The sequence below is a fragment of the Prosthecobacter algae genome, from assembly GCF_039542385.1.
Lineage (GTDB): Bacteria > Verrucomicrobiota > Verrucomicrobiia > Verrucomicrobiales > Verrucomicrobiaceae > Prosthecobacter > Prosthecobacter algae.
On sequence record NZ_BAABIA010000011.1, the window covers coordinates 145,165 to 158,240 of the forward strand.

10 protein-coding genes and 1 tRNA gene are annotated in these 13,076 nt (G+C 57.6%); 7 read left to right on the forward strand and 4 right to left on the reverse strand.

Annotated elements, in window-relative coordinates; all coding sequences use genetic code 11:
• The 4 genes from ABEB25_RS22255 to ABEB25_RS22270 all read left to right on the forward strand — a co-directional run bounded on the left by ABEB25_RS22255 (position 1) and on the right by ABEB25_RS22270 (position 4,807).
• Positions 1–1,314 (forward strand): c-type cytochrome domain-containing protein, encoded by a 1,314-nt coding sequence (locus ABEB25_RS22255; RefSeq protein WP_345738652.1) that lies wholly within the window; start codon positions 1–3, stop codon positions 1,312–1,314.
• Positions 1,315–1,393: 79 nt separating this feature from the next.
• Positions 1,394–2,749, forward strand: coding sequence for an APC family permease (locus ABEB25_RS22260; protein ID WP_345738653.1), 1,356 nt, complete (start codon positions 1,394–1,396; stop codon positions 2,747–2,749).
• Positions 2,750–2,797: 48 nt separating this feature from the next.
• Positions 2,798–3,631 carry a superoxide dismutase gene (locus ABEB25_RS22265; protein ID WP_345738654.1) on the forward strand — a complete coding sequence of 278 codons (834 nt, stop codon included), beginning with the start codon at positions 2,798–2,800 and terminating at the stop codon, positions 3,629–3,631.
• A gap of 84 nt (positions 3,632–3,715) precedes the next feature.
• Positions 3,716–4,807, forward strand: coding sequence for a hypothetical protein (locus ABEB25_RS22270; protein ID WP_345738655.1), 1,092 nt, complete (start codon positions 3,716–3,718; stop codon positions 4,805–4,807).
• A gap of 292 nt (positions 4,808–5,099) precedes the next feature.
• On the opposite strand, the gene ABEB25_RS22275 is transcribed toward ABEB25_RS22270, so the two are convergent.
• The 4 genes from ABEB25_RS22275 to ABEB25_RS22290 form a co-directional block, all read right to left on the reverse strand.
• Positions 5,100–5,176 (reverse strand) — tRNA-Asp (locus ABEB25_RS22275).
• Between the two features lie 81 nt (positions 5,177–5,257).
• Positions 5,258–5,908, reverse strand: coding sequence for a hypothetical protein (locus ABEB25_RS22280; protein WP_345738656.1), 651 nt, complete (start codon positions 5,906–5,908; stop codon positions 5,258–5,260).
• Positions 5,909–5,931: 23 nt separating this feature from the next.
• Positions 5,932–6,726 carry a class I fructose-bisphosphate aldolase gene (locus tag ABEB25_RS22285; protein WP_345738657.1) on the reverse strand — a complete coding sequence of 265 codons (795 nt, stop codon included), beginning with the start codon at positions 6,724–6,726 and terminating at the stop codon, positions 5,932–5,934.
• A 214-nt stretch (positions 6,727–6,940) separates the two neighbouring features.
• On the reverse strand, positions 6,941–7,510 hold the full coding sequence (locus ABEB25_RS22290) for a hypothetical protein (RefSeq protein ID WP_345738658.1): 570 nt from the start codon (positions 7,508–7,510) through the stop codon (positions 6,941–6,943).
• A gap of 134 nt (positions 7,511–7,644) precedes the next feature.
• Here ABEB25_RS22290 and ABEB25_RS22295 point away from each other — a divergent pair, with 134 nt between their 5' ends.
• The 3 genes from ABEB25_RS22295 (at position 7,645) to ABEB25_RS22305 (ending at position 13,076) form a co-directional block, all read left to right on the forward strand.
• Complete coding sequence (locus ABEB25_RS22295; RefSeq protein WP_345738659.1) at positions 7,645–8,631, forward strand: SAM-dependent methyltransferase; 987 nt, start codon at positions 7,645–7,647, stop codon at positions 8,629–8,631.
• A 249-nt stretch (positions 8,632–8,880) separates the two neighbouring features.
• Positions 8,881–9,963, forward strand: a complete 1,083-nt coding sequence (locus ABEB25_RS22300; RefSeq protein ID WP_345738660.1) for an efflux RND transporter periplasmic adaptor subunit — start codon at positions 8,881–8,883, stop codon at positions 9,961–9,963.
• Positions 9,960–13,076: an efflux RND transporter permease subunit gene (locus ABEB25_RS22305; protein ID WP_345738661.1), complete on the forward strand. Its 3,117-nt coding sequence runs from the start codon at positions 9,960–9,962 to the stop codon at positions 13,074–13,076. Before ABEB25_RS22300 ends, ABEB25_RS22305 begins: the two co-directional genes overlap by 4 nt.

Here is a 13,076-nt window from a genome sequence, read left to right on the forward strand (position 1 = left end):
ATGCGCCAGTTTCAGCTTCTCTTTCTCATCCTCAGTCCGCTCATGTCCGCCCAGGCGGATACGAAGATCGCCATGCGTGTGCTACGGGATGAATGCCTGGGCTGTCACAAGCCAGGCAAAGCCAAAGGCGGCCTGCTGCTGACGACGCGGGAGAAAATGATCCTGGGCGGGGACAACGGCGCTTCGGTGGTTCCAGGCAAAGCGGAAGAGAGCCCGCTGTACCAACTGGTGCTTGCGGAGGCGGACCCGCACATGCCGCCGAAAAAGCAGATTTCTAAAGCTCAAATCGCAGCTTTGGATGCGTGGATCAAGGCCGGAGCTCCGTGGGACGCCTCCGTCTTTGACGAACTGCCGAAGGCTGCACCGGTGACTCTGGCTCCCCTGCCCGCCACCTACCAGCCCGTGCTCGCATTGGCCATCTCCCCCGATGAAAAACGGCTGGCCATCGCGGCTGGTTCGCGGGTGCATTTGCATGATCTTTCGAAGCCGGAGAATCCCCGAATCGGCAGTCTCAGCGGTCATGATGAAGCGGTGCAGTCTGTGGTCTGGACTCTGGACGGCAAGACGCTGATCACGGGCGGCTTCCGCCAGATCCGGCTGTGGGATGCTACCACGCAGCAAAGCACGGGCCAGATCACCACCGCCTTTATCGGCAACCTGACGGCACTCGCCTTGACGGCGGATCAACGCACCCTTTTCGCTGCTGATGGTGAGGCAGGTGGTGCAGGTTTCATCCACCGCATTGATCTGGTGGAGAAAAAGGTGCTGGCCACCTGGAAGGCGCATGATGACAACATCTATGCCCTGAAGCTTTCACCCGATGGCAAGGCCCTGGCCAGCGCTGCGGCGGACAAGCTGGCCCGCCTATGGAATATGGCAGATGGCAAGCTGATCTCCAGCTATGAAGGCCACACGAATCATGTGCTGTCGGTCGCCTTTAACAAAGACGCCACCCAACTGGCCACGGCTGGGGCTGATCGCGAGATCAAGGTCTGGGATGTCAAAAGCCGTGAGCAGGATGTGACGTTGGGCGATAAAAAGACGGCCTTTACCGCGCTGGCCTGGACCCCCGATGGCAAGGCCCTGGTGGCCGTGACCGAAAAAGGCGGCGGCAGCATTTACACCGAATTGAAAAAGCACGATGGTGCCCAGCGCAGTGACACGGCCAAGCAGGCCAAACTCGCTAGCGCCAGCGGTATGCTCTACAGCGTGGCCGTGACGGGCGATGCCAAAAGGGTCTTTGCCGGCAGCGATGATGGCAAGGTCTGGCTGTGGGACGGGTCTGGCAAACAAACGGGCAGCATCGCACCCTGAGCCTGTGCCAGGGGGACATCTGTCGCCGTGAAAGCTTGCATCCAGGGCGTATCCGCGTTCTCTTCGCGGCCATTGGCCTATGAATGAAGATCGCTCCTCACGTCCGGGTGTTTCCTTGATTACCGCCACGGCGGTGGTGGTGGCCAACATGATCGGAACCGGGGTCTTCACCAGCCTGGGTTTTCAGGTGGCGGACATTCCTTCCGGGTTTGCCATTGTCATGCTCTGGACGGTGGGGGGCGTCTGCGCGTTTTGTGGGGCGCTGGCTTATGGGGAACTGGCGGCAGCCCTGCCCAGGTCCGGTGGTGAGTATCATTTTTTGTCGCGTATCTTCCATCCTGCCGTCGGGTTCGTTGCCGGGTGGCTTTCCTCCACCGTAGGGTTTGCGGCACCCATCGCGCTCGCGGCGATGGCCTTTGGCAACTACTTCCAAGGGATATTTCCCCAGACTTCAGCCGTGCAGCTTTCCATCGGCGTGAGTGTGGCGGTGACCATTATCCACCTCTTTGGCATCAATGTGGCCGCGAGATTTCAGAACCTGGCGACTTGGGGGAAAGTGACCCTCATCCTGACCTTCATCGTTGCTGGGGCCCTGTTTGCCAGCGGGCAACCTGTGAGCTTCCTACCCGCCGCAGGGGACGGAACGCTGATGACCAGCAAGCCTTTTGCCGTCAGCCTCGTTTACGTCATGTATTCCTACGCAGGCTGGAATGCGGCCACCTACATCACGGGTGAAATTCGTGATCCTTCACGCAACGTGCCCAAGGCCATCGCATTGGGGACAGGACTGGTGACCTTGCTTTATGTGGCCCTGAATGCGGTGTTTTTATACGCAGCGCCCATGGGCGAACTGGCAGGCAAACAGCAGGTGGGGCATGTGGCGGCCGATTTCATCTTTGGCAAACTCGGTGGCAATCTCATGTCCGGGCTGATCTGCCTGGGACTTGTTTCCAGCATCAGCGCCATGACCTGGGTGGGCCCCCGGGTGACGATGGCCATGGGACAGGACCTGGTGCTGCTGCGTCCGTTTGCCAAAAAAACGGCGGGCGGTGTACCTATTGTCTCCTTGCTGTTTCAGATCGGCATCGTTGTCACCCTGCTGCTGACTTCCAGCTTTGAACCTGTCCTGAAGTACGTGCAATTCAGCATCCAGCTTTGTTCCTTCGCCACCGTCGTCGGCCTCATGGTCCTGCGTTGGACTCAGCCTGATCTGCCACGTCCTGTGCGCTGCTGGGGTTATCCAGTGACGCCGCTTCTATTTCTGGGCATCAGCTTATGGATGCTCGTTTTCTTACTAATCGAGAGTCCCCTCCAATCGCTAGCAGGGCTGGCGACCATTTTGGTTGGGTTATTGCTTTATGCACTGTCCCCGAAGGCTGACAAAGCCAACCAGTCAAAATGCAGCGCGAGTGAAGTGAATCATTGCAACAAATAAACCAATTACCTATTGCGGTTTTTTTTCGAATTCAGTTAATCTCGAAAAATGCAATATTCGTCCATGACACGGCGGGGGTTTCTGACCACAGCAGCGGCTGCCTTTGGCAGCGCAGCCATCGGTGCCGCCCCTCCAGTGACGACACCGCTGGGCGTACCGCTGCGGCAGGAACCGCTGGCCTTCGATTTTGAGGAATTGGAGCCGTTCATGAAAGCCAGCACGTTGCGTCGACACTATTATGGGCATCACGCTGCTTATGTGAAGGAACTCGAAACGGCCCTGCAAGCAGAGGCAATGACCGTGGGCAATGTGGTATCCCTGATGCCAGGCATGGAAAGAATGATCCAGCCGCAGAGGTCGGATTCACGGATGCCTCTGGGCAGGTTGGTCAGCCAGGGGCTGTCCTTTCAGGCCCCCCAGCCTCTGTCCAAAGAAACGACTCAAACCATCCGCCGTGCTGGCGGTGGCCACATCAACCACACCGCTTTCTGGAGGTTTCTTTGTCCGCCAGATTCAGGCCCTTCCGGGCCGCAGGGGCGGGCTGCACGGGCCATTCAGGAAGATTTTGGCAGTGTGAAGGCTTTCCGGCAGGTCTTCAAAGAAGTGGCGATGGCCCAGCAGGGCTCAGGCTGGGCCTGGCTGGTTTATCGGCCGGATGGCTGCCTAGTCTGCTCCACCACGGCCAATGAGGACAATCCGCTGATGAAAGACCACATCCCCTGGCATCAGGCAGGCAAACCGCTGCTCTCGCTGGATCTTTGGGAGCACAGCTACTGTGAGCAGTACCAGGCAGATCGGGAGCAATACATTGATGCTTGGTGGAAGGTTGTGAACTGGGAGTTCGTCAACCGCGCCTACAGCATTGTGACTGGCAAGGCCTGAGGCCGGTCCATTTTCTGGTGCGTTTTCTTGTGGCAAGGTGGGCTGGGCTGATGCTGTATGGGCACTGCCCCCTTTCCCTGCCGCATGAAAAGATTCCTCCTCAGCCTGTTGTGCCTTGCCCTTCAGCTTCACGCTGCGGCCCCGCCTGATCATCAGGCCCGTTTCCTGGCTGGCCTTTCTGTGGATGCCACCGAACTGGAGCCCTTGGCCCGCGAGGAATCCTGGCAAACGCATTCCGCCTCTTTTCATCGTGCCTGGCTGGACCTGGAAGACCGTCAGCTCTCCAAGATCCGGAACTGGATGCCAGCGACGCTGAACTACATATACGAAGATCCCAGCCCGCTGTTCTACACCTTTAGCGGCCCGGACTTTCTGTATGCCAATGCCTTTTTCCCCAATGCCAGCACCTACATTCTCTGCGGGAGAGAGCCTGTGGGAACCCTGCCGGATGTCGCGGCCCTGAGCCCGGAATCCAGGGCAAGTGCGCTGGGGAATCTACGCACGGCCCTGAATGCGATTTTGAGCTTCAGCTTCTTCATCACGGCAGACATGAAGAATGACCTGAACCAGACCCAGCTCAGTGGCACCATTCCCGTTTTATACGTCTTCCTCTCACGTGCGGGCTGCCGCATCATCAGTGCCGAATTGGTCAAACTCAGCGCCGCCGGTGACCTGACCACCGACAAGTCCAAAACCCCCGGTGTGAAGATCCGTTTCATCGGCACCACGGGGAAGGAACAGACACTGTATTACTTCACCACCGACCTTTCAAACTGGGGCATCAAAAGCAATCCTGCTTTCATGGCCTTCTGCCGGAAGCAAGGCCAAGGAAATGGCTTCGTCAAAGCGGCTTCCTATCTCATGCACATGCCTGAATTTAGCGACGTGCGGGACTTTCTTCTCACCAACACTCGACACATCATCGAAGACGACAGTGGCATTCCCCTGAAATACTTTGCCGGAGACCAATGGATGGTCAGCCTTTATGGCAACTATCCTGGCCCTATCGAGCTTTTCAAACAGCACTTTCAAACCGACCTGGATGCAGCTTTCAGAGCTGGAGCCTCAGGCGATCTTCCCTTTGGGGTTGGTTACCAATGGAAGCCTGGAATTTCATCCCTGCTGGTGAGCACAGCCTTCCGTGCTGCGCCCAAGGCCCAGCCCGTGGAGGAATGACGAAGGTGGGCAGCATGGTCCTGCGTGGCTTCTTTCTGGCGGCCTAACAAATATTGATCTATTTTTCGAGCGCTGCCTGCGCAATCGTTTGGCGGTGCTGTTTATGGATGAAAGCCGGTGCTCAAAGGGCTGCCTGCTCAGGGCTTCACGTGGCCTTGGCAAACGTCAGGCCTGATCTTATTCAAGGCCGTATCCGCATTGCATGACGGGAACTCTAAAAGGGGCGCTGGAAGTAACCTTTTAGACAACAAAAAACCCGTTCATTTCTGAACGGGTCTTTTAACAAACTCACTGGCGGAACGGACGGGACTTGAACCCGCAACCTCCAACGTGACAGGCTGGCGCTCTAACCAATTGAGCTACCGCTCCAGAAGCCTCGTGAGTGGACGGAGATACTAAATGATGACGACCCTTTGGCAAGTAGAAAATGATCTTCTTTTGAAGAATATTTCACTTTGTTTCCGGAGCCGCTTCGATCCCCACTTCGATGTCATCAAAGTAGATGGGGGTTTGCGAATACGGGGTGGCCCAGACACTGGCTTTCCCCTGCCCTTTCAGGCCCTTGTCCGTGTGCTTGATCTGGGCTTCCACAGGCTCTGCTGCATCGGCCGCCCAGGTCTTGCCGGTGATGGTCCATTCATCTCCGGTTTTGCGCACTTCCAGCTTCATCCACAGCCACGCATCGGTAGTAAAGGTGAAGGGGATGCTGGCTAGGGTTTCATCGCTCTTCACCAGTTCCAAGGTCTTCTTCGGAGCATTGACAATGAGCCTGTAACCGCTCATGCCATGAACAGCCACGCCGAAGCGCGGATTGCTGCGTCCTTTCTTGCTGGCAAAGACCTTGGCCTTGATAACGGAATCGCCTGCCGCCGAGACAGCAAACTGGGCACTGGCATCCACGAGATTGTCGGGGGAAACCATGACGGCCTTGTTGCCATCCTTGGCTGCGATTTTGATGGTGCCATCCACCACGAAAACTTCCTTGGGAGGATCACCTTCCGTCCATTCATCGGAAGTGAAAGTGAAGGTCTTCAGGTCGGCACCGCAGGCTTGGGAAAGCAACAGCAGAGATGAGGCGAGGAGGGCAGGCGTTTTCATCATGGCAGGGGATGAGCCAAACTCGTTTAGCGGAGGGGTTCTTTCAGAAGTGCCAGGGCTTCCAGTGCCGAGACATCCTCATGAACCACAGCCGAAAGGCTGCGGGCGATGGCTGCCGGATTCTGGTGCTGCCACACATTGCGACCAATGGCGATGCCTGAGGCACCTGCTTCCATGGCGTCTTCCGTCATTTTCAGCAGAGCGGCATCGTCGTTGAGGGATGCGCCACCCAGGATGATGACCGGGATCCACACTTGGTCCACCACCTTGCGGAAATCGCCCGGTTTGCAATCGATCGGATACGGAACCTTGACCACATCGGCGCCCAGTTCGGCGGCCAGACGTGCAGCAAAGGCGACGTTTTCCAGCGTGTACTTGTCGTTCTGGCCCAGGCCGTAAGGCAGGGCTTCAAGGATGACGGGAATGTCCAGGTCCATGCTGCTGCGGATGATGTCGGCACACTCCTGAAAGTTGATCCGCTCACTGATGGAGTTGGGATACAGCATGTTCATCACCGCATTGGCCCCCACGGCCTCGGCTTCTTCCACGCCATAAACATTGATGCTGCCGGCTCCATCGCCCGTGATGCGCGTGTTGTACACGTCGGTGCGCAGGCAGATGCCCTTGCCAGCCATGGAATCTGCGGCACGCATGGCCACACCGAGGTTCATCACATAGCCGTCCACGTAGGGGCTGACGGAATCAATCAAGGCGAAAGGATTCTCCATGCCCGGTACCGGGATGGCCACTGCGTGGTCAATCGGGAGAATGACGGTCTTGCCGTCGCGGAAGAAGATTTCAAGATTTTCTTGGCGGTTCATAACGAGACCTTACGGATGGCGGCGGATGCGTGGGGTGTAAAGTGAGGAAACGATGGCTCGAAGCTGCGACCTTGCCGATCCTGACACAGCGAAAGGGCAGAAAAAGATGATTGGCAATGGCTGCTGCGGACCTCTCATTGCTCAGGAGGTTCGACGGGGGCAACTTCAGGGGGAACTCTTGCTGGGCAAATCTCTGATGATCGATGTTTTCGAACTAATAAAAACGATAATCAAAGGCACCCAGAATCGCACCGACCTGCACTTCATGGCATTCAAGACAACTTTTGTCCGCGTGCACAGGAGCGATGATTCGAACCCTTACCTTTTCAACTGAATCAGTGGGAGCTGGCATCTCAATCCAGGGCAGAGATTGCGAACGTATTTTCTGGATGGCCGCTTTCTCCTCGGAAGACAACTCCCGATGGACCGTGGTCCCCAAAGAGGTTTTCTTGGGCAGATAGGGCTTCTCGAAATATCGTTCGCCCTTCTCTGGCACGAGGCCAATCAATCGGATGGATTCCAGACGATGCTGGTCATCCTTCCACTGGATGGACCAGACATTCCACTGGGTGCTTCGCACAAACCTTGAATGACCAAAATTTCCGCCTTCGACAAAGGTCCTGACGGCCTTCTGATGAGCGTCGGCAAAGGGAACGCCCTGTTTATACTCCGTGTAGTAGCCGGTCAACAAACCGAGAAAAAACCAAAGAAAGGGACTGATCGCCAAGAGGATGCTAAGCCCAATCATAAAACAGGCGACCCTAAACCCTTTTTGATTCTTCATGCATTGAGACTAAGGAGAAATCGAAGCGGAATAAATCCCGATTGTCGAGAAAGATATGGAACTTCTGCACTTGATAAAGGAACCCAGTTTTAGGTACATGTCAGCGATCTCGACGATTTGATTTATTCGCGCCCATGCCTTTTCCCAAGCCCTTTTCAGATTTCATGGCGCGTGCCCTGTATGATCCTGAGCGAGGCTATTATGCACGGCAGATCCAGACCGTCGGGGCACGGGGAGATTTCTCCACTTCGGCCACCCTTTCTCCCGTTTTTGCGCAGGCTGTTACTGGCTGGTTAAAAAAGGAGGCCGGATTGCGGCCCGATGTACGGCATGTCATTGAGGTGGGGGCTGGCAGCGGGGTGCTGATGGCCGGAGTCAAAAAGAACCTGGGCTGGTGGCAGCGGCGTAAGTTTCATTGGCACATCGTGGAGACGTCTCCTGTTCTCCGGCAGCAGCAGCGCACCCTGCTTGGCTCGCGCGTCACTTGGCATGAAGATCTAAAGGACGCCCTCATCAGTTGCGAGGGGGCGGCTTTCATTTATCACAATGAAGTGTTGGATGCCTTTCCTGTGACCCTCCTGCAATGGCACGAAAAAGCCTGGCATGAAGTGTATATCAACTCAGAGCGGCGCGAGGTGCTGCAACCGCTCGAGTGGGGGAAGGATAAGCGCAGGCACTTCAGCGCCTTGGGGGCATGGCCCTCACGCGCTAAAACCCAGAAGGTGGAAGTGCATGATTCCGTGCGCCAGTGGCTGGAGGCGTGGGCCCCGGCCTGGAAAACAGGGGCCATGCTGACGGTGGATTATGGCGATGAGTTCCCTGCCCTCTACTATCGTCGCCCTGCGGGCACGCTGCGGGCCTACTTGCGCCAGCATCGGATCGAAGGATTTGAGATCTACCTGCATCCTGGGCGGCAGGACATCACGGCGGATGTGAACTTCACAGACTACCGAAAATGGGCGAAGAAGCTGGGGTGGAGCGAGGCCAGCTATGGAACACAGGCAGATTTCATTCATGCCCACATAAAGGAAATACCATCCACACCAGACGTATCATTTATCATGGACTCAGGTGGCGCTGGAGAAGCCTTCAAGCATGTAGTGCATCGCGTCGGCCATTGAGCGGCGTTCCTTGTGTGGTGCGGTTCAGGCAATGGGTGTGTAGAGTGCGCGGAATGAATGTAGCGTTCGCCAAAGCAGTCCAATAACCTGTGCTCTAGGCACGTACCATTCGGTGAAGGTCAGCAGGAGCGGCGGCGACGAATCATTTTTAACATCATGCGAATCCATTCACAGTTCCCTGCATGGCTGGCATTGGCCTTTTGCCTTGCAGCCTGTTCTCCCGCTCCCAAGGACGAAGCCTCAGCCGGGGTGAAAAGAACCCCCACGGTACCCGTGGTGGTGGCAACGGTGGAACAGCGCGAAGTGCCGGTGCAACTGCAGGCCATTGGCAACGTCAGGCCCAAATCAACGGTGGCAGTCAAGGCCCGGGTGACGGGGCAGATCGCTGAGGTCTTTTTTCAGGAAGGGCAGGATGTCAAAAAGGGGGATGTTCTGGCAAAGATTGATCCGGCTCCCTTTGAAGTTGTACTGGCCCAGGCCAAAGCGCGGCTGGCGCAGGCAACGACGCAGGCGGAAATCGCCAGAAAACAGGCGGCCCGTTACACCAACCTTTCGCAGAGCGGCGGCGTCTCCCGTGAGGAAGTGGACAACTTTAAAAGCACGGCGGATGCGGCTCTCTCCAACCAGGAAGCTGCGGCGGCCACGGTGAAAGAGGCGGAGCTGCAACTGAGCTACTGCCAGGTGATTTCGCCGATCACGGGCCGAGCGGGCCGCCGTGCTGTGGATGCGGGCAATGTGGTGAAGGCGGATGAAACGGACCTGGTGGTGATCAACCAACTGCGCCCCATCGAAGTCATCTTTGCCGTGCCGGAACAGCATTTTACAGACATTCAGACCTACATGAAACGTGGTGAGCTGAAGGTCACCATCACGCCCAGTGGCAGCGCGGCCCAGAAGATCCAAGGGGTGCTTTCCTTTGTGGACAATGCGATCAAGCCCGCAACCGGCACCCTGGAGGTGAAGGCGACGATGCCCAATGAAGACCTGAGCCTGTGGCCAGGACAGTATGGCGAGGTGGCCCTGACTCTGACCACCCAGCCCAATGCCCTGGTGGTGCCTGCCACGGCAGTGCAGACCGGGCAAAACGGCCAGTATGTTTTTGTCGTCAAGGATGATAGCAGTGTGGATCTACGGACTGTGGACCTGGAGCGTACAGTGGGCAATGAGGCCATCATTCGCGAAGGGCTCAAAGTCGGTGAGGTCGTCGTTATTGACGGTCAGCTCAGGCTGGTTCCCGGAAGCCGGGTGGAGATCAAACCTCCCGTGGGACTGCCTGCCGGGAACGAGCAGGGCAGCGGCAAAATCTCCCTGACGGCCCCCAAAATCCCATGACGCCCGAACGCTGCATTCACCGGCCCGTGATGACCACGCTGATCATGGCGGGTATCCTCGCCTTTGGCCTCCTGGCTTTCCAGAAACTGCCGGTCAATGACCTGCCGAATGTGGACTTCCCCACCATTTCAGTGACGGCGACTCTGCCTGGGGCCAATCCGGAAACCATGGCGGCCTCGGTGGCGACCCCGTTGGAAAAGCAGTTTTCCACGATTGCGGGCATTGATTCCATGAGCAGCAGCAGTGCTCTGGGAAACACGAACATCACCATCCAGTTCAATCTGGACCGGGACATTGATGGTGCGGCGCTGGATGTTCAGTCGGCCATTTCCGCTGCGCAGCGCTATCTGCCGGATGACATGCCCAGCCCGCCGTCTTTCCGCAAGGTGAACCCGGCGGATTTCCCGGTGCTGATTCTCCAGCTCAGCTCTGCCACGCTGCCCATCTCCACGGTGGATGAATATGCGCAGACAGCGCTCGGCCAGCGCATCAGCATGGTGGAAGGAGTGGCCCAGGTGCGGGTCTTCGGATCGCAAAAATATGCGGTTCGGGTGCAGGCGGACCCTCTGAAGCTGACCTCACGCGGCATCAGCCTGGACGAAGTGCGGGATGCCATCGCGGCAGGCAATAGCAACCTGCCTGCAGGTGTGCTGCAGGGGCAGGAGCAGAACTTCACGTTGCAAACGAGCGGTAAGCTTTCCACCGCCGAAGCCTTCCGCCCGCTCATCGTCGCCTACAGAGATGGTGCGCCGGTGCGGCTGGATCAAGTGGCGAATGTGCTCGACAGCGTGGAGGAGGACCAGATCGCCAACTGGTCTGGCGATGGCTCGCGTTCCATCTTGCTCGCCGTGCAGCGGCAACCGGGAACGAACACCGTGGCGGTGGTGGATGCGATCAAAAAACTGCTCCCTTCCGTGAATGCCCAAATGCCGGCGGCCATGGAACTGAGCGTGCTGATCGATCGTTCGCAGGCCATCCGTGAGTCCGTCCATGATGTGCAGCTCACCCTTGTGTTGACCATTGGTCTGGTGGTCGTGGTGATCTTCATGTTTCTGCGCAATCTGCGGGCCACGATCATTCCCAGCATCGCCATTCCGCTGTCTATCGTGGGCACGTTTGCCGTCATGTATCTGCTGGGATTCAGCATGAACAACATCTCCCTCATGGCGCTGACGCTGAGCGTCGGCTTCATTGTGGATGATGCCATCGTGGTGCTGGAAAACATTGTCCGGCACATTGAGAAAGGTGAGACGGTGTGGAATGCGGCGCTGAAAGGTTCACGGGAGATTGCCTTCACGGTCATCTCCATGACGCTCTCACTCGCAGCCGTGTTCTTGCCAGTGCTGTTCATGGGCGGCATCTTGGGGCGGCTGCTCAATGAATTTGCGGTGACCATTGGAGTGGCGATTTTGGTCTCTGGCTTTGTTTCGCTGACGCTGACTCCGATGCTCTGCAGCCGCTTTTTGAAGCCGCATGTTCAGGAAGAAAAACACGGGTGGTTTTATCGGATGACCGAGCGTTTTTTTGACGGGCTGCTGCACTTGTATGATGTGACGCTGAAGTTCACCCTGAGGCATCGATTCAGCATGATGCTGGTGACGCTGGGCACGGTGATCGGGACGGCCTGGCTGTTCATGCACCTGCCGAAAGGCTTCATCCCCACAGAAGACACGGGGCAGATCCAGGTCGTCACTGAAGGTGCTCAGGATGCTTCCTTTGAAACGATGGTGCGCCATCAGCAGGCGGTGGCTGCCGTGCTGGCCAAGAATCCGCACATCGCCGCCTTCAGTTCCAGCGTGGGGGCCAGCGGCCCGAGTTCCACCGCGAATAGCGGGCGCATGTTTGTCAGCCTGAAACCGCGCAGTGAGCGTCCCCATGCCCAGGCGATTGTGGATCAGTTGCGCCCTCAATTGGCGGCCATTCCTGGCATCCGGGCCTTTCCCCAGGTGCCTGCCACCATCCGGATCGGCGGCCGTAGCACCAAGAGCCCCTACCAGTTTACGCTCATTGGGGTGGACATCAAACAGCTCTTCGAGGTGGCCCCCAAAGTGGAGGCGACCATGGCCGCGCTGCCTGAGCTGGCGGATGTGACAAGCGATCTGCTGATCACTAGCCCGCAGGTGTTTGTGGAGGTGAACCGCAACAAGGCCTCCTCCCTGGGGCTGACCGCCACCCAGGTGGAAAATGCGCTCTACAATGCCTACGGGTCACGCCAGGTGTCCTCCATCTACACGCCGACTAACCAATATTATGTCATCCTGGAAGTGGACCCCAAGTACAGGTCGGACATGGAATCCCTGGCGCAGCTTTACCTGCGCAGCAGCACCGGGGAACTGGTTCCCCTGGGAAGCGTGGCCAAGATCACCCGCACTGTAGGCCCGCTGACGGTCACCCACTCGGGGCAGCTCCCCAGCGTGACGGTGAGCTTTGCCACCAAGCCCGGGATCTCCATCGGGCAGGCTGTGGATGCGATTGAGCGTGCCGTGGATCAGCAGCTCCCGGCAGGCATCAGCACTGCCTTCCAAGGGGAAGCCCAGGCTTTCCAGGCCTCTCTGAACGGGCTCGGCCTCCTGCTGGTCACGGCCGTGATCGTCATCTATCTGGTACTGGGCATTCTGTATGAAAGCTTCATTCATCCGCTGACCATTCTCTCGGGTTTGCCATCGGCCGGAGTGGGTGCCCTGCTCACATTGTGGCTCTTTGGTTATGAACTGAACTTGTACGGTTTTGTTGGGGTGCTGATGCTCATCGGCATCGTGAAAAAGAACGCCATCATGATGATCGACTTCGCCCTGGAGGCGGAGCGCCATGATGGCAAGACCCCTGCGGAGGCCATCTATGAGGCCTGCTTGGTACGCTTTCGCCCGATCATGATGACCACCTTTGCGGCCATCATGGGCGCGCTGCCGATTGCCCTGGGCTGGGGCGCGGGCGCTGAAGCACGTCGCCCGTTAGGTCTCGCCGTGGTGGGCGGGCTCCTACTCTCCCAGTTGTTGACGCTTTACATCACGCCGGTCTTTTACATCTACATGGAAAAGCTGAGCCTGATGTTTCGCCGGAAGAAAAAAGAGACCGATGCCGGGGTGCCTGCTCCGTCCGCAGCAATTGCGTAA